The following is a 23,904-nucleotide window of genomic DNA, read 5'->3' on the forward strand; positions in this document are numbered from 1 at the left end:
TGGAGCCTGGTTATGAAGACTACACCTGCGTTAAACGCTTTTTTCCGCCCCGCTCTGATAGCCGTTGCGTTAGCGGTAGCCCTGCCCGCCGCGCAGGCTGCTGTTCCCAAAGATATGTTAGTGATTGGTAAAGCCGCCGATCCGCAGACGCTCGATCCCGCTGTGACCATAGATAACAATGACTGGACGGTCACCTATCCCTCTTACCAGCGGTTGGTTCAGTACAAAACCGATGGTGGTAAAGGTTCCACGGAAGTTGAAGGCGATTTAGCCAGCGGCTGGAAAGCCTCGGACGACCAGAAAGAGTGGACGTTTACCCTGAAAAACGATGCCAAATTCGCCGACGGAACACCGGTGACGGCTGATGCGGTAAAGCAATCCTTCGAACGTTTGCTCAAGATTGGTCAGGGACCTGCGGAGGCTTTCCCGAAAGATCTGAAGGTTGAGGCCATTGATAACACCACGGTGAAGTTTACCCTCAGCCAGCCGTTTGCTCCGTTTCTGTATACGCTGGCAAATGACGGTGCCTCAATCATTAACCCGGCCATCTTAAAAGAGCATGCCGCAGACGATGCCCGCGGATTCCTGGCACAGAACACGGCAGGCTCTGGTCCCTTCATGCTGAAGAGTTGGCAAAAGGGACAACAACTGGTGCTGGTGCCTAACCCGCATTATGCAGGTACAAAACCGACGTTTAAGCGCGTCTCAGTCAAAATCATTGGTGAAAGCGCCTCTCGTCGCCTGCAACTGTCCCGTGGCGATATCGACATTGCCGATGCGCTTCCTGTTGACCAGCTTGCTGCTTTAAAACAGGAAGGCAAAGTGAACGTGGCGGATTATCCCTCATTGCGCGTGACTTATCTGTATCTCAACAACAGTAAGGCCCCGCTCAATCAGGTGGATTTACGCCGCGCTATCTCGTGGGCCACCGATTATAAAGGCATGGTCAACGGGATCCTGAGCGGCAATGGAAAGCAAATGCGTGGCCCAATCCCCGAAGGCATGTGGGGTTTTGACGATAAGGCCATGCAGTACAGCTTCGATGAAGCCAAAGCCAAAGCAGCGTGGGACAAAGTTGCCACCAAACCTGAAAGCCTGAGCTTCCTGTACTCAGATAATGATCCAAACTGGGAACCTATCGCGCTTGCTACCCAGGCAAGCCTTGGCAAACTGGGCATTAAGGTGAAGCTGGAAAAACTGGCGAACGCCACCATGCGTGACCGCGTGGGCAAAGGCGATTACGACATTGCCATTGGCAACTGGAGTCCGGATTTTGCCGACCCGTACATGTTTATGAACTACTGGTTTGAGTCAGATAAGAAAGGCTTGCCGGGTAACCGTTCGTTCTATGAAAACAGTGAGGTCGATAAGCTGCTACGTAGCGCGCTGGCTACGACCGATCAGGTGGCCAGAACCAATGACTACCAGCAGGCGCAAACCATCGTGATTGATGAAGCGGCCTACGTCTATTTATTCCAGAAAAACTATCAGTTGGCGATGAACAAAGACGTCAAAGGATTTGTATTCAACCCCATGCTGGAACAGGTCTTCAATATCTCCACCATGAGTAAATAAGCCACGTTTACGCGGAGCCGCTCTGGCTCCGCAAGGGGAAGCTAATGACGTTCTGGAGTATTTTGCGCCAGCGATGCTGGGGACTTATTCTGGTGGTTATCGGTGTTTGCGTAATCACCTTTATTATTTCACATCTGATACCTGGCGACCCCGCACGGCTGCTGGCGGGCGACCGCGCCAGCGATGAAATTGTCGAAAATATTCGCCAACAGCTGGGGCTGAATCAACCGCTGTATGTCCAGTTTTTTCGCTATGTCAGCGACATTTTTCACGGCGATTTAGGCACCTCCATTCGCACCGGGCGTCCGGTACTGGATGAACTGCGCATTTTCTTCCCCGCTACCCTTGAGCTGGCTTTCTGCTCTTTGTTGCTGGCGCTGGTGATAGGTATCCCGCTGGGTATTTTATCTGCGGTCTGGCGTAACCGCTGGCTTGATCACCTTGTTCGGCTAATGGCAATTACCGGTATCTCCACGCCTGCATTCTGGCTGGGGCTGGGGGTTATCGTGCTGTTTTACGGTCATCTGCAAATTTTACCCGGCGGTGGACGTTTAGACGACTGGCTGGATCCACCTGCTCACGTCACCGGGTTCTACCTGATTGATGCACTACTGGAAGGCAACGGCGAAGTCTTTTTCAATGCGCTTCAGCACCTGATTTTGCCGTCGCTGACACTGGCTTTTGTACATCTTGGGATCGTTGCCCGCCAGATTCGTTCCGCCATGCTGGAGCAACTGAGTGAAGATTACATACGTACCGCCCGCGCCAGCGGGTTACCGGGCTGGTACATCGTGCTGTGCTATGCATTGCCTAACGCTCTCATCCCATCAATCACCGTCCTCGGCCTGGCGCTGGGCGATCTGCTCTACGGTGCGGTATTGACCGAAACGGTCTTTGCCTGGCCAGGTATGGGCGCTTGGGTGGTGACCTCAATTCAGGCGCTCGATTTCCCGGCGGTAATGGGATTTGCCGTGGTGGTCTCGTTCGCCTATGTGCTGGTCAACCTGGTGGTGGATTTGCTCTATTTGTGGATAGATCCTCGAATTGGACGTGGAGGTGCTGAATGATGCTCACACAAGAAACGCCGACCGCCCCTCAGACAGCACGCCGCCGCACGGACTGGGCCAAACTGTTCTGGATGATGAAAAGTAGCCCGCTGACGCTGGTTGGCGGGGTCATCATCGTATTGATACTGCTGCTGATGGTGCTGTCGCCGTGGATAACGCCACACGATCCTAATGCCATCAATTTGAGTGCGCGCCTGCTGCCCCCGTCAGCCGCTCACTGGTTTGGTACCGATGAAGTTGGCCGCGATCTGTTCAGCCGCGTTCTGGTAGGAAGTCAGCAGTCGGTCGTTGCGGGTCTGGTGGTGGTGGGTATCGCCGGGGGATTGGGATCACTGCTGGGCTGCTTGTCGGGTGTCATGGGCGGGCACGCCGACGCGATAATTATGCGGATGATGGACATTATGCTGTCCATTCCTTCGCTGGTGCTGACGATGGCGTTGGCCGCCGCGCTGGGCCCCAGCCTGTTTAACGCCATGCTGGCGATTGCCATCGTCCGTATCCCTTTCTATGTGCGCCTCGCCCGCGGTCAGACGTTAGTGGTGCGCCAGTTTAGCTATGTACAGGCTGCCCGGACCTACGGCGCTTCACGCTGGCATCTGATTAGCTGGCACATTTTACGCAATTCTCTGCCGCCACTCATTGTGCAGGCATCGCTGGATATCGGCAGTGCGATCCTGATGGCTGCCACGCTCGGGTTTATCGGTCTGGGTGCGCAGCAACCCAGCGCTGAGTGGGGCGCGATGGTCGCAATTGGCCGCAATTATGTGCTTGATCAGTGGTGGTATTGTGCTTTTCCCGGCGCGGCCATTCTGATTACCGCCGTGGGCTTTAATCTCTTTGGCGATGGTATTCGCGATCTGCTTGATCCGAAAGCCGGAGGAAAACAGTCATGACACAACCCGTACTGGAAATCGAAGATTTACATCTGAGTTTCCCCGGCTATAAAGCTGATGTGCATGCGCTGAACCATGTATCACTGCACATCAACCGCGGAGAAATCGTTGGTGTGGTGGGTGAATCCGGTTCCGGTAAGTCCGTGACCGCCATGCTCACCATGCGTCTGCTTCCGGAGGGAAGCTATCGTATTCACCAGGGCCGCGTTTCACTGCTGGGTGAAGATGTGCTCAACGCCAGTGAGAAACAAATGCGTCAATGGCGCGGCGCACGCGTCGCGATGATCTTTCAGGAGCCCATGACGGCACTGAATCCGACCCGGCGTATCGGCCAGCAAATGGTGGAGGTGATCCGCCATCACCAGGCGTTAAGCCGCACGGATGCCCGCCAGAAAGCCGTCGCTCTACTCGAAGAGATGCAAATCCCGGACGCGCCGGAGGTCATGAAACGATTTCCGTTTGAGCTTTCCGGCGGGATGCGCCAGCGCGTGATGATTGCGCTGGCCTTTTCGTGCGAGCCGGAGCTTATTATTGCCGATGAACCGACCACCGCGCTGGACGTCACGGTGCAACTGCAGGTGCTGCGTTTGCTGAAGTTAAAAGCACGGGCCAGCGGAACAGCCGTGTTATTTATCAGCCATGATATGGCGGTGGTTTCACAGTTATGCGACCGGTTGTACGTCATGTATGCCGGGAGCGTGATTGAGAGTGGCCCGACGCAAACCGTTATTCAACGTCCGACTCATCCCTATTCCATCGGCTTGCTGAAATGCGCGCCGGAACACGGCGAACCACGCGCATTGTTACCTGCGATCCCCGGCACCGTACCGAACCTAACCTGCTTACCTGCCGGATGCGCATTTCGTGAGCGCTGCTTTGCCGCTGGTCCTCGTTGTGAAGAAACGCCTGCGTTAAGTAGTCAGGGAGGCGTAGATCAACAATCTGCCTGCTGGTATCCACAACTGGAGACAACACATGTCTGATTTTTTACTGGCGCTGCAGGATGTTCATGTCAACTTTCCTGCGCGTAAAAACTGGCTTGGCAAGGTTACGGAACGGGTGCATGCGCTCAACGGCCTGGATTTACAGATTCGCCAGGGTGAAACGCTGGGGATTGTTGGCGAATCCGGTTGTGGAAAAAGTACGCTGGCGCAACTGCTGATGGGCATGCTGAAACCCAGCCAGGGAAGCTATTCTCGCCGTGGTGATAAACAGCATAACGGTATGCAAATGGTCTTTCAGGACCCTCTTTCATCGCTGGATCCTCGCTTACCGGTATGGCGCACGATCACTGAGCCGGTATGGATCCAAAAACGAAGTCCGGAACGTGAGCGCCGTATGCTTGCTGAAGATTTGGCCCAACAGGTAGGCATCCGTCCGGAATATCTCGACCGTCTGCCGCATGCGTTTTCCGGTGGACAACGCCAGCGTATCGCCATCGCCCGGGCACTATCGTCAGAACCGGATGTTATCGTCCTCGATGAGCCCACTTCAGCACTGGATATCTCTGTGCAGGCGCAAATTCTCAATCTTCTGGTGTCACTACAGGCGCGCAGAAATCTGACCTACGTATTGATATCGCATAACGTGTCGGTGGTCCGCCATATGAGCGACCGTGTGGCGGTGATGTACTTAGGGCAAATTGTTGAGCTGGGCGATGCTCAACACGTTCTCACTCACCCCGCCCATCCGTACACACGGTTATTGCTGGACTCTGTCCCTAAAACGGGCGCGCCACTGACGGAAGATTTGGTGTTACGTAAAACCGAGCTACCGAGAAACCGAACGTTGCCCCAGGGATGCTTTTTCCGTGACAGATGTCCATTGGCAACCCACGGTTGTGAGAAAAAACAGGCATTACTGAAAAGTGATGCCGGATGTGATGTTCGATGCTGGCGGGCGGTTACATGACTTGAGCCGTTGAGAAAAGTCAGGTGCGATACGCCTTTTTCAGTGAATCCACCAGCACCTCGGAAGCAGTAGATAATTTATGATGTGCTGAACGCAAAACCCCGATCCGACGCTGGATCACCGGCGTATCCAGATCGATACAGGTTGCGCCTAACTCTGTCATTTGCGTGCGGCATAGTGCAGGTACGGCGCTACCGCCCAGACCGTTAGCCACCAGACGGCCAACGGTTACTAATTGATGGCTCTCCAGCGCCACTTCCAGCGTATGTCCGCTTTGCACCAGTTGTTCTTCCAGCATCAGCCGCACGGCTGACGGACGTTGCAAGGTGATGAAATCCAGCGTCAGCAGTTCGCGCCATGCAATACGATCCCTGTCTGCCAGCCGACAGGTTGGCGGCACAATCGCGATAAAACGATCCACGCCGAGCGGCGTGAAATGCAGATGTCCCGAATAGTCCGGCTCGAAGGCTATACCCATCTCGACCCGCCCTTCACTGACCATTTCAATCACGTGTTCATTGATCACATCATGAACCGTTACGTTGATACCGGAATAAGAATCACGAAACGTTTTCAGTACCGATGGCAGGACGTTAGCGGCAAATGAGGGCATGGCGGCGATCGAGATTTTACCACGCTGCAGCGTAAAGCGTTGGCGCATGGCTTCTTCCGTATTCTCCCAGTCCGCCAGCAACTGTCTCCCCATATTCAGCAGCGTTTCTCCCTCCTGCGTCAGAGTCACTTTGCGGGTGGTTCTCAACAGTAACGCCCCGCCCAGCGAATCTTCCAGTCCTTTAATCGCCAGGCTTAATGCGGGTTGCGACATGTTCAGTCTTTCACTGGCATGAGCAAAATTCAGAGTGTGAGCTACCGCTAAAAACGCGCGTAACTGTTTGATGCTCATTCCCATTTCGCATTCCTTTAACTTGTTGAATACCTTTAATTAACATTAAATTGATAAAAAAACCCAATGAGTGAGTCACAAATTTAAAATTAACAAATCATTTTTCACCCCCAATGATGTCGGCAAGGACAACTGGGGAGGCAAGTGTATGGCTGGACTGGATAAACGTGTTGCCACTTATCAAGAGGCGCTGGAAGGACTGACCGACAACATGACGCTGCTGGCGGGCGGTTTTGGTTTATGTGGGATCCCTGAAAACCTGATTACCGAAGTACGCCGTCGAGAAGTACAGGGACTTACCGTTGTATCAAACAACTGTGGCGTGGATGGCTTTGGCCTCGGCGTACTGCTGGAAACGCGCCAGGTGCGCAAAGTGGTCGCGTCCTATGTAGGGGAAAACGCCCTGTTTGAGAAGCAGGTGCTTAGCGGCGAACTGGAAGCCATCCTGACGCCACAGGGTACGCTGGCAGAGCAGTTGCGCGCGGGCGGCGCGGGGATCCCGGCATTTTTTACCGCGACTGGATATGGAACCCCCGTAGCGGAAGGGAAAGAGGTTCGCGAGTTTGCCGGACGCCCTTACATCCTTGAACAGGCGATAACCGGTGATTTTGCATTGGTTAAAGGCTGGAAAGCCGACTGGTACGGCAACGTCATCTATCGCCACACCGCACAGAACTTTAATCCGCTGATGGCCGCCGCCGGGCGCATTACCGTCGTGGAAGTCGAAGAGATTGTCCCTCCCGGAGAACTGGACCCTGCAGCGATTCACACTCCCGGAATTTTCGTTAACCGCATTATTCAGGGGCAGTTTGAAAAACGTATTGAACAACGCACCCTGCGCCAGAAAGGAGCCTGACCATGTTAACGCGTGAACAAATGGCGATGCGCGTCGCCCGCGAGCTGCGCGACGGTTATTACGTCAACCTTGGGATCGGCATTCCCACTCTGGTGGCAAATTATATCCCTGATGGCATGGACGTGATGCTGCAATCAGAGAATGGTTTGCTGGGTATGGGGCCGTTTCCCACAGAAGACGAAATTGATGCCGACATGATTAACGCCGGGAAACAGACCGTGACGGCGCGCAAAGGCGCGGCGATTTTCGACTCTGCGCAATCCTTCGCCATGATCCGCGGCGGCCACGTTGATCTGACGGTGCTCGGTGCGTTTGAAGTCGATGTTAACGGCAATATCGCCTCATGGATGATCCCCGGAAAAATGGTGAAAGGCATGGGCGGCGCGATGGACCTGGTTGCCGGAGCCGACAACATCATCGTGGTAATGACCCATGCTTCCAAAAGCGGTGAGTCCAAACTGCTTCCCGCCTGCACCCTGCCGTTGACCGGCGTGGCCTGCATCAAACGCGTGCTGACCGACCTGGCTCTGCTGGAAATTGCCGACGGGGCGTTCATTCTGCGTGAACGCGCCCCGGGTATCAGTGTGGATGAAATCGTCGCCAGAACCGCCGGCAAGCTGATCGTGCCCGAAACTGTCCCCGAAATGCAATTTAACTGAGGAGCTGACCATGCAGGATGTTGTAATTGTCGCGGCAACGCGCACCCCGATTGGCAGTTTTCATGGTGCGCTGGCACCACTTTCCGCCGTGGAGTTAGGTACAGCGGTTGTCCGTTCGCTGCTGGAAAAAACGGCTGTGGCGCCTGAACAAATTGATGAAGTGATTTTAGGTCAGGTGCTCACGACAGGCTGTGGCCAGAATCCGGCCAGACAAACGGCGTTACGCGCAGGACTGCCGTCAACCACACCGGCGTTAACTATTAATCTGGTGTGCGGTTCTGGCCTGAAGGCGGTGCATCAGGCGGTACAGGCAATTCGCTGTGGCGATGCGCAAATCGTGATTGCCGGAGGCCAGGAGAGCATGAGCAATGCGCCCTATTTTCTCGACGGCGCGCGGGCCGGCCTGCGGTTGGGTCATGCCAGTATGAAAGACAGCGTGGTCCATGACGGCCTGTGGGATGCGTTCAACGACTATCACATGGGTATTACTGCCGAAAATCTGGCGGATAAGTTCGTAATCAGTCGTGAGCAGCAGGACGCTTTTGCCCTGCGCTCCCAGCAAAAAGCCGCCGCTGCCATTGAAGCGGGTCGTTTTAGCGCGGAAATCACGCCGGTTAGCGTCCCACAAGGCAAAAAGCCGCCACGTGTGGTGGACCGGGACGAACAGCCTCGCCCGGATACTCAGGCCGACAAGCTGGCGCAACTTAAACCAGCATTTCGGCCAGGAAACGGTACGGTGACCGCCGGAAATGCATCATCCATCAATGATGGTGCCGCCGCGGTGATGTTGATGAGCGCCGGCAAAGCCGCAGAACTCAATTTGCCAGTGCTTGCCCGGGTAACAGGCTACGCGGTTTCTGGTGTCGATCCCGCCATTATGGGCCTTGGGCCGGTAGAAGCGTCACTCCAGTGCCTGAAGCGAGCGGGCTGGACGTTGAATGATGTCGATCTCATTGAGGCCAACGAAGCCTTTGCCGCACAAGCGCTGGCGGTTGGCGAATCCCTGAACTGGGACAGCGACCGGGTGAACGTAAATGGCGGCGCGATTGCGCTGGGCCATCCCATCGGCGCATCTGGTTGCCGAATCCTGGTGACACTGTTGCACGAAATGGCCCGCAGTAACGCGACCAAAGGGCTGGCTACGCTGTGCGTAGGCGGCGGTCAGGGCGTAGCGCTGGCGGTAGAGCGTTTGCAGGAGGTCTCTCATGCAAAGTAAGCCTGTCTGCGTTCTGGGGGCGGGGTTAATGGGGGTCGGTATTGCCACCCACTTCGCCCGTTATGGTCACGATGTCTGGCTGTATGACACCGATAGCAGCCGAATTGCAGAAATTAGCGCCGTTGCCAGCGGTATTCTGGATGAGCTGATTACCGCCGAACAGTTTGCCGTAGACGAAAAAGACCAGGTTGTGAGTCGTCTGCACGGTACGACTTCGCTACCGGAGATTGCTGCGTGCGGGTTACTGATTGAAGCGATCCCGGAGCGGCTCGAGCTCAAGCACGCGTTGTATGCGCAACTGGAAGATCTGATCGCGCCTGAGGCCGTCATTGCCAGTAATACCAGCGGCCTGCCGCCGGATGCGCTGGCAGAAAAGCTCGTCCATCCTGAGCGGCTGCTCATCGCCCATTTCTGGCACCCGCCACATTTTATTCCGCTGGTCGAAATTGTCCCCGGCACCGCCACCAAAGCGGAATACCTGCGTGAGCTGCAACAGTTGCTGCTCTCGATGCAACTGGAAGCCGTCGTGCTCGATCGCGCCGCACCAGGGTTTGTCGGCAATCGACTGCAGTTTGCGCTGCTGCGTGAAGCGCTTCATATCGTTAAAAGCGGCATCGCCAGCGCAGAGGTGGTGGATCAGGTCATGCGTGCCTCGCTCGGACGTCGCTATGCGATGGTTGGTCCGCTGGAAGCGGCAGATATGACCGGACTCTCTACGGTGCAGGATATTTGTCGGCATCTGCTCCCGGAACTGGCAACCGGCAGCGAGATGATGTCGTTGGTCGCTGACAAGGTAGCCAACGGTGATACCGGTTTACGCAGCGGTCAGGGATTTTATCGCTGGGATGATTCGCGCAAGGAGTACATCCAGCAACGCAGAGAGCATCAACTGCGTTTTGCCCTGAAACCATAACGTCTCTTTCTGTACCCCAATATAATAATAAGGAGTCATGATGAGTGTATTAATCGCCCTGGCAGCGCTGGGCCTGCTGATGCTTGCAGCCTATCGCGGATACAGCGTCATTCTGTTTGCCCCCATCGCGGCATTAGGTGCTGTATTACTCACTGAACCCAGCGCCGTCGGCCCCGCTTTCACCGGCCTGTTTATGGAAAAAATGGTCGGTTTTGTGAAGCTTTACTTCCCGGTGTTCTTGCTGGGTGCAGTGTTTGGCAAGTTAATCGAGTTATCTGGATTTTCACGTTCCATTGTTGCCGCCGCTATCAACATCCTCGGTCGTCGTCACGCCATCCCGGTGATCGTGCTGGTGTGCGCGCTGTTAACCTACGGCGGGGTTTCGCTGTTCGTCGTGGCGTTTGCGGTGTATCCATTTGCGGCGGAGCTGTTCCGCCAGAGTAATATTCCTAAGCGCCTGATCCCGGCCACCGTTGCGCTGGGCGCATTCTCTTTCACTATGGATGCTCTGCCAGGCACGCCGCAGATCCAGAACATTATTCCGACCAGCTTCTTTGGGACTAACGCCTGGGCTGCGCCGTGGCTGGGGCTGATAGGCTCGCTGTTTATTATTTTCGTCGGTCTGGTTTATCTCGAACGTCAGCGTCGTAAAGCGCAGGCAAAGAATGAAGGCTATGGCACTGAACTGTTAAACGAGCCGGAAACGCCGGATAACATTAATCTGCCGAACCCGATCATCGCGATCTCTCCGCTGATCCTGGTTGGGGTATTTAACCTGCTGTTTACCCGCTGGATCCCACAGTGGTACGGCGCCACGCATCAACTTGAACTTCCGGGTCTTGCCAAACCGATTACCACCGAAGTCGGTAAAATCACCGCTATCTGGGCAGTGGAAGCGGCGCTGATTTCTGGGATCCTGCTGGTGGTGCTCTTCGGCTACCGCAACATTAAAGGTCGCCTGGCTGAAGGCAGCAGAACGGCAGTTGGCGGCGCGATCCTCGCGGCGATGAACACCGCGTCAGAGTACGGTTTTGGCGCAGTGATCGCCGCCCTGCCGGGCTTCCTCGTGCTGTCAAAAGCGCTGGCGGCTATTCCTGACCCGCTGCTCAATGAGGCTATCAGCATTACCACGCTTGCCGGGATCACCGGTTCGGCGTCTGGCGGGATGAGTATTGCCCTTGCCGCCATGTCTGACACTTTCATCGCTGCCGCACATGCCGCCAATATCCCACTTGAAGTATTCCACCGCGTGGCATCTATGGCCAGCGGCGGTATGGACACCCTACCGCATAACGGCGCGGTCATTACCTTATTGGCTATCACCGGCCTTAGTCATCGTCAGGCGTATGGCGGAATTTTCGCTATTACCATCATTAAAAGTCTGGCCGTACTGTTTGTCATCGGCGTCTTCTACACCACCGGAATTGTTTAAGGAGAATCATCATGAACTTAACGGGAAAAACCGCCCTGGTTACCGGCTCGACCAGTGGTATCGGATTAGGTATCGCACAGGTGCTGGCGCAAGCTGGCGCCACCCTGATCCTCAACGGGTTTGGTGATGTTGATGCTGCCAAAGACGCTGTTGCGCAGTATGGCAAAACGCCAGGCTATCATGGCGCGGATCTGAGCGATGAAGCGCAAATTGCCGACATGATGCGCTATGCAGAGAGCGAATTCGGCGGTGTGGATATTCTTATCAATAACGCCGGGATCCAGCATGTTTCACCGATAGAAACCTTCCCGGTTGATAAATGGAACGCGATTATCGCGATTAACCTCACCTCTGTTTTTCACACCACGCGTCTGGCGCTTCCCGGTATGCGCGCGCGAAACTGGGGGCGCATCATTAATATCGCTTCTGTTCACGGCCTGGTGGCTTCGAAAGAGAAATCTGCCTACGTAGCAGCGAAGCACGGTGTGGTGGGATTAACCAAGACCATCGCGCTGGAAACCGCGCAGACGGAAATCACCTGCAATGCGCTGTGTCCCGGCTGGGTGCTAACGCCGCTGGTCCAGCAGCAGATCGATAAGCGTATTGCCGAAGGCGCAGAGCCTGAGGCAGCCCGTGACGCCTTGCTGGCTGAAAAGCAGCCGTCGCGCGAATTCGTTACCCCAGAGCAGTTAGGGAATCTCGCGTTATTCTTATGTTCAGACGGTGCGGCGCAAGTGCGTGGCGTAGCGTGGAATATGGATGGCGGTTGGGTAGCGCAATAATATCATCAGGTGCCGGATAAGAACTGGTCGCATCCGGCACGACTTTATTAAGACTTCAGTTTGTAATCCAGCGTTATTTCCGCTTTCAGAACCTGAGATACCGGGCATCCGGCTTTTGCTTTCTGGATGATGCCGTCAAACGTGGCGGCGTCTATCCCCGGCACGCTCACCTGACTATGCAACGCGACTTTAGTGATCGCAAACCCGGCATCTACCTTATCCAGAGAAACATCGGCAGTGGTATCAATGGCATCTGGGGTAAACCCTGCTTCGCCCAGCATCAGTGAAAGCGCCATCGAGAAGCAGGCTGCATGGGCCGCGCCAATCAACTCTTCAGGATTGGTGCCTTTCTCACCTTCAAATCGTGTATTAAACCCATACGGTTGCTGATTTAACACGCCACTTTCGGTCGACACAGTGCCTTTGCCGCGCTTAATGTCGCCTTCCCAGTGTGCCTGACCTTTCTTATGGATAGTCATTACCGCTCTCCTGTGTTGTCGTCGGAGTTACTAGTATAGGACGCCCGGGAAAAAGCATGTTACATACGGGATAGTTCTCATTTGCCGCTTAAGCATTGACCTTTCAGATAAAATGACCGACCATCCAGAAAGCCGTTATGTTGAACATCGGCTTTATATCAGGTTGTATTTCGTCCGTTCTCATACGGGCTCGCCCTTGAAACCAGTAACAGGATTAAGGAGTTAGAATGAAATCGAACCGTCAGGCCCGTCATATTCTCGGACTGGACCACAAAATCTCAAATCAACGTAAAATCGTGACCGAAGGTGACAAAACCAACGTGGTCAACAATCCTACTGGAAGAAAGCGCCGCGCTGACGGCAAGTAGCCTTTCGCACGTCTGACTGAGTAACGAGATAAACACCATTGCAACCGCAGTGGTGTTTTTGCTTATAAAACCCCTTAACCCATTCACAATGCTTTATACTTCGCCCGTTTCCCTGGCGAACAGGCCACATACGATCATAAAGAGCGCCAGGGACGGTTATTCAAAAAAGAGTGAGTGACATGGAAAACGAAACTAAAAAACTGCGTTCCCTTTACATCCCTTACGCTGGCCCGGTACTGCTGGAATTCCCTTTACTGAATAAAGGGAGCGCCTTCAGTGTGGAAGAACGCCGTAACTTCAACCTGCTGGGGTTACTGCCAGAAGTCGTCGAAACGATTGAAGAACAGGCTGAACGCGCCTGGATCCAATATCAGGGCTTCAAAACCGAAATCGACAAACATATTTACCTGCGCAACATCCAGGACACCAACGAAACCCTGTTTTACCGACTGGTGCATAATCACCTGGATGAGATGATGCCAGTTATCTATACCCCAACGGTCGGCGCAGCCTGTGAGCGTTTCTCTGAGATTTATCGTCGTGCGCGCGGCGTGTTTATCTCTTATCAGAACCGCCACAATATGGACGATATCCTGCAAAACGTCCCTAACCACAATATCAAGGTCATCGTTGTCACCGATGGCGAACGTATTTTAGGTCTTGGCGATCAGGGGATCGGCGGGATGGGCATTCCAATCGGTAAACTGTCGCTGTATACCGCATGTGGCGGAATTAGCCCGGCCTATACACTTCCGGTGGTACTGGACGTGGGGACCAACAACCAGCAACTGCTGAACGATCCGCTGTATATGGGCTGGCGCAATCCGCGTATCACTGATGATGAATACTACGAATTCGTTGATGAATTCATCCAGGCCGTGAAGCATCGCTGGCCGGACGTGCTGTTGCAGTTTGAAGATTTCGCCCAGAAAAACGCTATGCCACTGCTGACCCGTTATCGCGATGAAATTTGCTCATTTAACGACGATATTCAGGGCACCGCGGCGGTTACCGTCGGTACGCTGATTGCGGCTAGCCGCGCGGCCGGAAGCCAGCTGAGCGAACAAAACATCGTCTTCCTCGGCGCGGGTTCCGCCGGATGCGGGATCGCCGAGCAGATCATTGCGCAAATCCAGCGAGAAGGTTTAAGCGAAGAAGCGGCGCGTCAACGCGTATTCATGGTCGATCGCTTCGGCCTGTTAACCGACAAAATGCCGAACCTGCTCTCCTTCCAAACCAAACTGGTGCAAAAACGCGAAAATCTGCAGCACTGGGATACACAAGAAGATGTCCTGTCGTTGCTCGATGTGGTCCGCAACGTTAAACCTGATATCCTGATCGGGGTTTCCGGACAGGTTGGTCTGTTTACCGAAGAGATCATTCGCGAAATGCACAAGCATTGTCCGCGTCCGATCGTCATGCCGCTGTCTAACCCGACTTCTCGTGTAGAAGCCACGCCGCAGGATATTATCGCCTGGACCGAAGGCAACGCGCTGGTTGCGACCGGTAGCCCGTTTGCACCGGTAGTGTGGAAAGAGAAAACTTACCCGATCGCCCAGTGTAATAACGCGTACATCTTCCCGGGTATTGGCCTTGGCGTGATTGCTTCTGGCGCGTCGCGCATCACTGATGAAATGCTGATGTCGGCCAGTGAAACGCTGGCACAGTATTCACCGCTGGTGCTTAACGGTGAAGGACTGGTGCTACCGGAACTGAAAGATATTCAGACGGTTTCTCGTGCCATTGCCTTTGCCGTCGGTAAAATGGCCCAGCAGCAAGGTGTGGCGGTGAAAACCTCCGCTGAAGCGCTGCAACAGGCTATTGACGATAATTTCTGGCAGGCGGAATATCGCGACTACCGTCGTACTTCTATCTGACGGTTTGCCCGGCGGCACATTGCTGCCGGGCGTGCAAAGTTTGCGCGAAAGTGTAATTTGCGATTACACTTTCGCTACCGATCAACACTCTGAAAAACAAAAGGAGGATACTTATGCTGTACTGTGAACGTTTTATCGTTTCACATGCTTTTGGCGATCGCCAGTGCTCAAGCGTTATCGGTATCGTGCTGCGATAACTTCTGCTTGAGCGAAGCTAACTTCTAAATCCCCTTCTCTCGGGCTTACCGGGTTATCGTCAGCGATGTTTGACGAGGCGTTTTCACGCCTGTAACTCTTGAGTAAGCAACAATGAGCACATTACTAACCGCACAATCCTTACACGTTGATACGGCATTCGGCACGCTATTCGACGATCTTTCCTTTACCCTGAAAAAAGGCGACCGCATCGGGCTTATCGGTTACAACGGCTGCGGCAAAAGCACGCTGTTAAAACTGCTCGATGGCACGATTTCGCCCACCAGTGGAGCAATCGCGCAAGCGAATCACTGCCATCTCGCGCGTGTAGAACAACATCTACCTGACGATATATTGCCTCTTACGCTGCAGGAAGCCGTTCTCGCTCAACTTCCTGAGCATGAGCGTGCGGCTCAACAATGGCGAGTTGAAGCGCTGCTTGCCGAAATGGGTTTCACGCCAGAGAATTTATCTCTGACAGCGCAAACGTCGAGCGGTGGCCAGCACACACGCTTGCTATTAGCGCGGGCATTGATGCGTAATCCTGACCTGCTGCTGCTGGATGAACCGGGTAACCATTTGGATTTGCCAACATTACTGTGGCTGGAGCAGTTCTTACAGAACTGGTCTGGCAGTTTTGTGGTGGTTTCCCACGACCCGCAGTTGCTGGACGCAGTGACTCACGGAACGTGGATCCTACGCGATCGCACTCTCCATGCCTTTGATCTGCCCTGTAGCGCGGCACGTCAGGCGCTGGCAGAAAGAGACGTCAGCGATGCTCTGCGCCACAAGGCTGAGCAAAAAGAGATAGACCGGGTTACCGCCAGCGGCAAACGGCTGGCAACCTGGGGGCGGGTCTACGACAACGAAGATCTCTCCCGCAAGGCCAAGCAGATGGAAAAACATGTGCAGCGCCTGAAAGAGGTGCAGACAGAAGTGACGGCAGGAAGTCAGTGGACACTAACATTGCAGGGTGATTCCCTGCGTGCAGATCGTTTGCTGGAGATGACCAATCTGTCTGTAGCCCCTGCTCCCGACGCAGATACACTGTTTTCCATTGCCGGTATCCGGTTAAAAAGCGGCGATCGCTTGGCAATTGTCGGGCGTAATGGTTGCGGTAAATCATCGCTGTTAAGGCTTATCTGGCAACAGTTTCAATCACAGCTGGCATCGCCTTCATTGGTGTTGCACCCGCGCGTTACGCTGGGCTATTACGATCAGACGCTGCATCAGCTTGCCGATAACGATTCATTGTTTGACGCGCTGGAAGCGTTTGCCCCGCAGCCAGAGATTCGCAAGATGGCGCTGATTAGCGCGGGTTTTCCGTGGATTCGTCATACGCAGAGGGTCAGTACATTAAGCGGTGGTGAGCGCTCCCGGCTGCTGTTTGTGGGGCTGACGCTTGCACGCTACAGTCTGCTGATGCTCGATGAACCGACCAACCATCTGGATATGGAAGGTAAAGAAGCGCTGGCAGAAACGCTACAAAGCTATAACGGCGGCGTGTTGCTGGTCAGTCACGACCGGCAGCTTATCAGCCAAAGCTGTAACCGGTTCTGGTTAATCGACAATGGCGAACTCAGTGAATGGCACGATCTGGAGGCGGTCAATGCGCGTATTAGGGAAACGTCCGCGGAGATAACCGTTCCCAAAACGGTGGTCGAAGCGAAAGTTGAAATAAGCTGTGACAGCGATGGATTGCTGGAACAACTCCTCGATCTGGAACAGCGTCTGGCCGACGATCTCGCCCGCAAGCCGAAACATCAAAAACCGCTGTTACAGGCGCAATGGCGTAAAGAGATTGAGCGTCTGAACTCACAACTGAAGTAATCTTTATTGCCGGATGGCGCAAGCTTATCCGGCCTACACCAGCAAAATGCGCGTGTAGGCCTGCCATCCGGCATACCATTTATTGCTGCGGTTTTTTCTCTTTCCAGGCATCCCAGGCCTGTTTGATCTCTTGCTTTGCCGTAGCGGCGTCGTTGAAACCGTTTAATTCGACCTTCTTGCGCCCTTCCGGCAGATCTTTGTACACGCGGAAGAAAGATTCCAGACGTTGAACTTCAATATTGGGCAGATCGCTCAATTCTTTGATGTTGTCATAAGTGGGGTCAATTTTACTGGCCGGCACGGCGACAATTTTGTCGTCCTTTTCACCGCCGTCGATCATCTTCAGGACGCCTATTGCGCGCAGCTTAATCAACGTCCCCGGGGCCAGCGGCGCACGAGTATAAAAGATAACATCCAGCGGGTCGCCGTCACCGGCTAAAGACTGGGTTAGTGAACCGTAGTTGGCGGGATAGGCAACCGGCATTGACTGGAAGCGATCGGCAACGATAAACCCGGTTTTGGCGTCGGTTTCATATTTAATCATTCCACCTGCCGGGATTTCGGTTACGGCATAAAACTCTTCCGGGTTATTCTCCGGCTGAGGAAATTCGAGTATGTTCTGCGCCTGAGCTGAAGCACAAAGAAACACGCTGATTGCGAGTAGTTTTTTCACCAGATGCATTGTCTTTTAACTCTTCTATTATTGGAAAGACAACACCTTACGTTCAGCATATGACAGAAACATGACGTTTTTTTGGCAAAAAAATGGCGCTACCGATGTAGCGCCATTGCGTAGAGGGAACATCAGGGATTAGTTAACCCCTTCCTCGCTCTCTTTTTTCGCTTCTTGTCTTTCAACTTCGCGATACCAACGTGGGTGATGTTTCTTCGCCCAGCGACGGCTCACCTTCCCTTCAACCATGCCTTTAATCGAACCTTTCACCCAGAATGCCATATACATATGGATGAGGATGGCGTGCATCAGGATAATCCCCGCCGCCGCATGGATCAGCAGGCTATAGCGCACGACCTGCATTGGGAAGAACTGTGCAAAGTATGGACGCCAGATAATAATACCGGTAATCAGCAGCACGAAAATCATGCTCATGATCGACCAGAACATCATTTTCTGCCCGGCGTTGTACTTGCCCACATCCGCCACTTTGTGTTCATTGCCTTTCAGCACTTCCACAATGTTTTTCAGCCACGGAATATCTTTTTTATCCGGGATGTTGTGGTGCACAAAGCGCACAAACATGAACATTAGCGCGACGAAGATCAGTATGCCGAAGAACGGGTGCAAAATGCGTCCCATCTGCGGCGTACCGAAGGTTTGCGTCAGCCATTGCAGAGTCGGGAAGAAGAACGAAATCCCCGACAGCGCCACCAGGAAGAAGCAGATCACCACCGTCCAGTGACAGGCGCGGTCGATAAACTTCGTGCGCACAATCATTTTCGACTTACTCATGATGATCCTCCTCGTCGTCGTCCACTTCCTTATTCGGACCGATACCAATGTAGTGGTAAATCAGCCCGGCGAAGGTGGCGATAAATCCGGCAGCGGCCAGCGGTTTCAGCGCCCCTTTCCACAGATTGATAGAGGTATCGATCTGCGGATCTTTCGGCAGGCCGTGATACAGCTCCGGCTGGTTGGCATGATGCAGAACGTACATAACGTGCGTACCACCCACACCTTCCGGGTTGTAGAGACCGGCGTGTTCGAAACCGCGTGCTTTCAGTTTTGCCACACGCTGTTCGCCCATTTCCAGCATTTCCTGCTTGGTACCGAAATGTATTGCCCCGGTCGGACAGGTCTTCACGCAGGCAGGTTCCTGCCCGACGCTGACCCGGTCGACACACAGCGTACATTTATACACGCGGTTATCCTCTTTATTGAGGCGCGGAATATTAAATGGACACCCGGCAATACAGTAGCCGCAGCCAATACAGTGTTCTGACTGGAAATCGACAATCCCGTTGGCGTACTGGATGATTGCCCCGGCAGACGGGCATGCCTTCAGGCAGCCCGGATCTTCACAGTGCATACAGCCGTCTTTACGAATCAGCCATTCCAGCTTGCCGTTCTGTTCGGTTTCGGTAAACCGCATCACCGTCCAGGACTTGGCGCTGAGATCGGCGGGGTTGTCATACACCCCGACGCAGTGGCCAACTTCATCGCGGATATCGTTCCACTCTGAGCATGCCACCTGACAGGCCTTGCAGCCTATACAGGTGGAAACGTCGATCAGTTTCGCGACCTCGGCTTTGTAATCACGGGCCTGAGGTGGCGGCGTGATGGAGTTTGTTGCGGACCGTTTGATGATGTCCTGCGTTTCCATAGACATATGTTCGCCTCCCTTACGCCTTCTCGATGTTAACTAAAAACGCTTTGTATTCCGGCGTTTGCGAGTTTGCATCACCGACATTCGGCGTCAGGGTGTTGGCGATAAAGCCTTTACGCGCGACTCCTTCAAAGCCCCAGTGGATTGGGATCCCAACCGTTTCAACCTGCTGACCGTTGACGTTCAGGGTACGCAGACGACGGGTCACCACGGCAACTGCGCGAATAAATCCACGTTTACTGCTAACTTTCACGTGATCGCCGTTGTTGATCCCTTTCGCTGCCGCCAGCGTTTCGCTGATTTCCACAAACTGCTCTGGCTGGGCAATCGCATTCAGCAATGCGTGCTTGGTCCAGGTATGGAAATGTTCGGTCAGACGATAGGTCGTCCCGACGTACGGGAAGTCCTGTTTCGTGCCCATACGGAGTTTATCCGCCTCGTACAGACGCGCTGCCGGGTTGGAGATCACATTCGGGTGCAGCGGGTTAGTACCCAGCGGCGTTTCCATCGGCTCGTAGTGTTCCGGGAACGGACCTTCCGCCATCTTATCGATAGCAAACAGACGCCCCAGCCCTTCCGGCTGCATGATAAATGGATTGGTGCCACTGCCCGGTGCCGCGGTATTGAAGTCCGGGATATCGTTACCCGTCCACTTCGTACCGTTCCACTGGATAAGCATGCGTTTTGGATCCCACGGTTTACCCTGTGGATCCGCCGAAGCGCGGTTATACAGCACGCGACGGTTCAGCGGCCATGCCCAGGCCCAGCCCAGCGTATTACCCAGACCTGACGGATCGGCGTTATCGCGATTGGCCATCTGGTTGCCCTGCTCGGTCCAGCTACCGGTATAAATCCAGCAGGATGATGACGTAGAACCATCATCGCGCAGCAACGCAAAGCTGTTGAGCAACTGACCTTTCTTCGCAACCAGTACACCGTTGGCATCATAGAGATCTTCCAGCGCATAGCCGTTGTTCTCTTTCGCCACTTCCTCTGAGTGCGGTTCGTCCGGCTGCTTATAGTTCCAGCTCATTTTCAGAACGGGTTCTACAGCTTTACCGCCTTCAGTGCGATACATTTCTCGCAGGCGGTGGTAAATACCGGCCAGAATTTCGCCGTCGTTGCGAGCTTCGCCCGGTGCGTCCTGACCTTTCCAGTGCCACTGCAGCCAACGGCCGGAGTTGGCGATGGAGCCGTCCTCTTCCGCAAAGCAGGTAGAAGGCAAACGGAAGACTTCGGTCTGAATCGACGCAGGATCAACGTCGTTTGACTCGCCGTGGTTCTGCCAGAACGTTGAGGTTTCGGTCACCAGCGGATCGATAACCACCAGATACTTCAGTTTGCTGAGGCTCTGCACCACTTTGTTTTTGTCCGGGAAGGACGCAACAGGGTTAAAGCCCTGACAGATGTAGCCGGTGACTTTTCCGCTATCCATCATGTTGAAGTATTTGATGACGTCGTAGGACTGATCCCACTTCGGCAGCCACTCAAAGCCCCAGTCGTTTTCTTTCTGTGCAGCATTACCGTAGAAAGATTTCATCAAGCTGACGAAGAACTTCGGATAGTTGCCCCAGTAGTTAACCTGATCGGCCAATGTCGCTTTTGGCGTGTTCGCGGCCAGATAGGTTTGCAGATCTGTCTGTTTCTCTGACGGCAGCGTCAGGTAGCCCGGCAGGCTGGTAGAGAGCAGACCTAAATCGGTTAACCCCTGAATGTTGGAGTGACCGCGTAAGGCGTTGACACCGCCACCTGCCATCCCCATGTTGCCGAGCAGCAACTGAATCATCGCCATGGTGCGGATGTTCTGTGCTCCGACGGTATGCTGAGTCCAACCCAACGCATACAGGAACGTGGTGGTGCGATCGGCTGCGCTGGTGGAAGCCAGCACTTCGCAGACTTTCAGGAAGTCTTCTTTCGGCGTACCACAAATGTTTTCCACCACATCCGGCGTGTAGCGGGAAACGTGCTGTTTTAGCAGGTTCCAGACACAGCGAGGATGGCTTAACGTTTCATCGCGTTTCGCGTAGCCGTTTTCATCGAACTGGTAGTTCCAGGACGATTTATCATATTGGCGTTTGTTTGCGTCATAACCGCTGAACAGACCGTCTTCGAAAGCAAAGTCATCCCGCACCAGCAGGCTGGCGTTGGTGTAATGCTTAACGTATTCAGCGTTGATTTTGTTGTTTTCAATCAGGTACAGCAAGACGCCGGACAGGAACGTAATGTCCGTGCCGGAACGAATTGGCGCATAGATATCCGCCACCGAAGCTGTACGTGTAAAACGAGGGTCAACAACAATCAGCGTGGCATCATTGTTGTTTTTTGCTTCCATCGCCCAGCGGAATCCCACCGGATGTGCTTCAGCGGCGTTACCGCCCATCACCATCACGACGTTAGCATTTTTAATATCAACCCAGTGGTTGGTCATCGCACCGCGACCAAATGTTGGAGCAAGACTTGCTACCGTTGGTCCGTGTCAGACACGCGCCTGGTTGTCTACTGCCAGCATGCCGAGTGAGCGCACAAATTTTTGTGTCAGCATACCGGTTTCATTACTTGCCGCAGATGCACACAGCATCCCGGTTGAAAGCCAGCGGTTTACCGTTACGCCCTGCTCATTCTTCTCAATAAAGTTGGCGTCACGGTCAGTTTTCATCAGCTTCGCGATACGGGTGAATGCTTCATCCCAGCTGATACGCTGCCATTTGTCGGAACCAGGGGCGCGATATTCCGGGTAACGCAGACGGTTTTCACTGTGCACGTAATCCAGTAATCCTGCGCCCTTAGGACATAATGCCCCGCGGCTCACCGGATGATCCGGATCCCCTTCAATATGGTAAATCGACTCTTTGGCGTTTTTTGCTCCATCTCCCAGGCTATACATTAATAGCCCGCAACCTACGGAACAGTATGTGCAGGTGTTTCGGATCTCTTTGGCGCGTAACAGCTTATAGTTTCGCGCCTGAGCCAGTGCCATTTTGGGTGCAAAACCCAAAGCGGCCACTGTTGTTCCCGCCATACCGCCCGCGCAGATTTTAAAAAATTGTCTGCGGCTGACGTCCATTGCTTTCCTCTTTTTTGCAGGGGTTCGTACAGGAAATCTCTCAAATTGCGCCAGCGCGGCAGTCTGAAAGATGCCATGTACAACTTCGCGACGAAACTATCAGCTATATCCATATTTTTTTTGCGTCAAATCAATAACGAAACGGTTCCGCTACTAAATAGTGCGCTTTGTTTAACTCTTGTACCCATAAGGGAGTATGGGAAAGGCAATTAATTAGCGCGCTACGGTATAAAAGTGCTATAAATTTCAGCTTAAATTTTTGCCAGTACCATGGACAGACAATCAGAATGACAAAACAAAAGGCAACGTTAATTGGGCTCATTGCCATCGTGCTCTGGAGCACGATGGTCGGACTCATGCGTGGGGTAAGTGAAGGACTGGGTCCTGCGGGCGGCGCAGCAATGATTTTTTCGTTAAGTGGTCTGTTGCTGATTTTTACCGTCGGCTTTCCGAATATCAGAAAAATTCCTGTGCGCTATTTAATCGCTGGTAGCGTGCTTTTTGTTACTTATGAAATATGTTTAGCGCTGGCTCTCGGTTATGCGGCTACTCGTCACCAGGCTATTGAAGTCGGTATGGTCAATTATCTCTGGCCGAGTTTGACGATATTGTTTGCTATTTTATTTAATGGTCAAAAAACAACCTGGCTGGTGATCCCTGGATTAATTATCGCATTGACCGGGGTTTGTTGGGTATTGGGTGGTGAAAACGGTCTTAACCTTGATGAAATTATCAGCAATGTTGCCAGCAGTCCGCTGAGCTATTTTCTCGCCTTTCTCGGCGCTTTTATCTGGGCAACGTATTGCACGGTGACCAATAAATATGCAAAAGGCTTTAACGGCATCACCGTGTTCGTTTTACTAACAGCCGCAAGTTTGTGGATTTACTATTTTATGACTCCGCAACCAGAAATGATTTTCAGCACTTCGGTGACTATTAAAATGTTCTCAGCGGCATTAACGTTAGGATTTGCCTATGCGGCGTGGAATATTGGCATTTTGCATGGCAACGTGACCATCATGGCCGTAGGATCCTATTTTACCCCTGTGCTCTCTTCTGCACTGGCTGCTGTGTTACTCAGTGCACCGCTTTCGCTATCTTTCTGGCAGGGCGCACTGATGGTCTGCGCGGGTTCGCTACTTTGTTGGCTGGCAACGCGCCGCGCCTGAAAAAAAAGCCGGGTTTTATCACAAACAAATAAAACCCGGCTATACTTTAGACAAATTGATGAATAATAATTGTTCATTCCACTTGCGATTTATGTTTGTATTTGTTTAATTAAATGTTAAATATATGGTAATTAGTTAACACACGAAAATATTATGCGGTTATCTATATCCCTTCACATGCATATATTACACATGCGGAACTAACGCCATTTAAATCATAGTCCTGACAATAGTCCCCTACGTAAATATACCCATTCATATTTGTCACATATAAAGATTAATACAATCAGTCATATTGTGTAGATCTAGATCACACAACTTCAAATATTTCGCAATATTATGAAACTTATTATTGAACTTATGCCACTGCGT

Annotated in this window: 20 protein-coding genes and 1 pseudogene; 15 read left to right on the top strand and 6 right to left on the bottom strand. The window is 53.3% G+C overall.

The window, feature by feature from the left end:
* Window positions 1–12 precede the first annotated feature (12 nt).
* From C2U41_RS09070 to C2U41_RS09090, 5 genes are read left to right on the top strand one after another with little or no spacing between them, the layout of a single operon-like run.
* Window positions 13–1,575 carry an ABC transporter substrate-binding protein gene (locus tag C2U41_RS09070; RefSeq protein WP_003843680.1) on the top strand — a complete coding sequence of 521 codons (1,563 nt, stop codon included), beginning with the start codon at window positions 13–15 and terminating at the stop codon, window positions 1,573–1,575.
* A gap of 44 nt (window positions 1,576–1,619) precedes the next feature.
* Entirely contained in the window at window positions 1,620–2,642 is a 1,023-nt protein-coding gene (locus tag C2U41_RS09075; protein WP_032935738.1) for an ABC transporter permease, read from the top strand.
* A complete protein-coding gene (gene ddpC / locus C2U41_RS09080; RefSeq protein ID WP_103848691.1) occupies window positions 2,639–3,535 on the top strand; it encodes a D,D-dipeptide ABC transporter permease in 897 nt (298 codons plus the stop codon). The genes C2U41_RS09075 and ddpC overlap by 4 nt, the downstream gene beginning before the upstream one ends.
* Window positions 3,532–4,518, top strand: a complete 987-nt coding sequence (locus C2U41_RS09085) for an ABC transporter ATP-binding protein (RefSeq protein WP_003836252.1) — start codon at window positions 3,532–3,534, stop codon at window positions 4,516–4,518. Before ddpC ends, C2U41_RS09085 begins: the two co-directional genes overlap by 4 nt.
* The gene (locus tag C2U41_RS09090; RefSeq protein ID WP_103848692.1) at window positions 4,511–5,446 is read left to right on the top strand and encodes an ABC transporter ATP-binding protein; all 936 of its coding nucleotides are present in this window, start codon (window positions 4,511–4,513) and stop codon (window positions 5,444–5,446) included. Before C2U41_RS09085 ends, C2U41_RS09090 begins: the two co-directional genes overlap by 8 nt.
* Window positions 5,447–5,465: 19 nt before the next feature.
* On the opposite strand, the gene C2U41_RS09095 is transcribed toward C2U41_RS09090, so the two are convergent.
* A complete protein-coding gene (locus C2U41_RS09095) occupies window positions 5,466–6,356 on the bottom strand; it encodes a LysR family transcriptional regulator (protein ID WP_003020016.1) in 891 nt (296 codons plus the stop codon).
* A gap of 142 nt (window positions 6,357–6,498) precedes the next feature.
* Between C2U41_RS09095 and C2U41_RS09100 the strand changes: the two genes are divergently transcribed.
* Genes C2U41_RS09100 through C2U41_RS09125 form a run of 6 tightly spaced genes read left to right on the top strand, consistent with a single transcriptional unit; the run spans window position 6,499 to window position 12,208 of the window.
* On the top strand, window positions 6,499–7,206 hold the full coding sequence (locus C2U41_RS09100) for a CoA transferase subunit A (RefSeq protein ID WP_003020020.1): 708 nt from the start codon (window positions 6,499–6,501) through the stop codon (window positions 7,204–7,206).
* 2 nt (window positions 7,207–7,208) lie between these two features.
* Window positions 7,209–7,865 (top strand): CoA transferase subunit B, encoded by a 657-nt coding sequence (locus tag C2U41_RS09105; RefSeq protein ID WP_003020022.1) that lies wholly within the window; start codon window positions 7,209–7,211, stop codon window positions 7,863–7,865.
* A 10-nt stretch (window positions 7,866–7,875) separates the two neighbouring features.
* Complete coding sequence (locus tag C2U41_RS09110; RefSeq protein WP_032935735.1) at window positions 7,876–9,081, top strand: acetyl-CoA C-acetyltransferase; 1,206 nt, start codon at window positions 7,876–7,878, stop codon at window positions 9,079–9,081.
* Window positions 9,071–9,994 carry a 3-hydroxyacyl-CoA dehydrogenase family protein gene (locus tag C2U41_RS09115; protein ID WP_003843687.1) on the top strand — a complete coding sequence of 308 codons (924 nt, stop codon included), beginning with the start codon at window positions 9,071–9,073 and terminating at the stop codon, window positions 9,992–9,994. Before C2U41_RS09110 ends, C2U41_RS09115 begins: the two co-directional genes overlap by 11 nt.
* A gap of 37 nt (window positions 9,995–10,031) precedes the next feature.
* Window positions 10,032–11,426 (top strand): GntP family permease, encoded by a 1,395-nt coding sequence (locus C2U41_RS09120; RefSeq protein WP_196491835.1) that lies wholly within the window; start codon window positions 10,032–10,034, stop codon window positions 11,424–11,426.
* Window positions 11,427–11,437: 11 nt separating this feature from the next.
* Window positions 11,438–12,208: a 3-hydroxybutyrate dehydrogenase gene (locus C2U41_RS09125; RefSeq protein ID WP_103848693.1), complete on the top strand. Its 771-nt coding sequence runs from the start codon at window positions 11,438–11,440 to the stop codon at window positions 12,206–12,208.
* A gap of 47 nt (window positions 12,209–12,255) precedes the next feature.
* On the opposite strand, the gene osmC is transcribed toward C2U41_RS09125, so the two are convergent.
* On the bottom strand, window positions 12,256–12,687 hold the full coding sequence (osmC, locus tag C2U41_RS09130; RefSeq protein ID WP_003020036.1) for a peroxiredoxin OsmC: 432 nt from the start codon (window positions 12,685–12,687) through the stop codon (window positions 12,256–12,258).
* A 227-nt stretch (window positions 12,688–12,914) separates the two neighbouring features.
* Here osmC and sra point away from each other — a divergent pair, with 227 nt between their 5' ends.
* The 3 genes from sra (at window position 12,915) to C2U41_RS09145 (ending at window position 16,957) form a co-directional block, all read left to right on the top strand.
* Window positions 12,915–13,055, top strand: coding sequence for a stationary-phase-induced ribosome-associated protein (sra, locus tag C2U41_RS09135; protein ID WP_003020039.1), 141 nt, complete (start codon window positions 12,915–12,917; stop codon window positions 13,053–13,055).
* 179 nt (window positions 13,056–13,234) lie between these two features.
* Window positions 13,235–14,932, top strand: a complete 1,698-nt coding sequence (gene maeA, locus C2U41_RS09140) for a malate dehydrogenase (RefSeq protein WP_003836239.1) — start codon at window positions 13,235–13,237, stop codon at window positions 14,930–14,932.
* 309 nt (window positions 14,933–15,241) lie between these two features.
* The gene (locus C2U41_RS09145; RefSeq protein ID WP_103848694.1) at window positions 15,242–16,957 is read left to right on the top strand and encodes an ABC-F family ATP-binding cassette domain-containing protein; all 1,716 of its coding nucleotides are present in this window, start codon (window positions 15,242–15,244) and stop codon (window positions 16,955–16,957) included.
* Window positions 16,958–17,038: 81 nt separating this feature from the next.
* On the opposite strand, the pseudogene C2U41_RS09150 reads toward C2U41_RS09145, so the two are convergent.
* The 4 genes and pseudogenes from C2U41_RS09150 to fdnG all read right to left on the bottom strand — a co-directional run.
* Window positions 17,039–17,639 (bottom strand): annotated as a pseudogene (locus tag C2U41_RS09150) (inorganic diphosphatase); the annotation flags it as partial.
* A gap of 129 nt (window positions 17,640–17,768) precedes the next feature.
* Window positions 17,769–18,425: a formate dehydrogenase-N subunit gamma gene (fdnI, locus tag C2U41_RS09155; protein ID WP_003020054.1), complete on the bottom strand. Its 657-nt coding sequence runs from the start codon at window positions 18,423–18,425 to the stop codon at window positions 17,769–17,771.
* Complete coding sequence (gene fdnH, locus C2U41_RS09160; RefSeq protein WP_003833024.1) at window positions 18,418–19,302, bottom strand: formate dehydrogenase N subunit beta; 885 nt, start codon at window positions 19,300–19,302, stop codon at window positions 18,418–18,420. The genes fdnI and fdnH overlap by 8 nt, the downstream gene beginning before the upstream one ends.
* Before the next feature lie 13 nt (window positions 19,303–19,315).
* A complete protein-coding gene (fdnG, locus tag C2U41_RS09165; RefSeq protein ID WP_088169047.1) occupies window positions 19,316–22,363 on the bottom strand; it encodes a formate dehydrogenase-N subunit alpha in 3,048 nt (1,015 codons plus the stop codon).
* Window positions 22,364–22,650: 287 nt separating this feature from the next.
* On the opposite strand from fdnG, the gene yddG reads away from it, so the two are divergent.
* Complete coding sequence (yddG, locus tag C2U41_RS09170; protein ID WP_003020082.1) at window positions 22,651–23,532, top strand: aromatic amino acid efflux DMT transporter YddG; 882 nt, start codon at window positions 22,651–22,653, stop codon at window positions 23,530–23,532.
* The last annotated feature ends 372 nt before the right edge of the window (window positions 23,533–23,904 follow it).

The sequence above is a fragment of the Citrobacter freundii complex sp. CFNIH4 genome, assembly GCF_002934505.1.
Lineage (GTDB): Bacteria > Pseudomonadota > Gammaproteobacteria > Enterobacterales > Enterobacteriaceae > Citrobacter > Citrobacter freundii.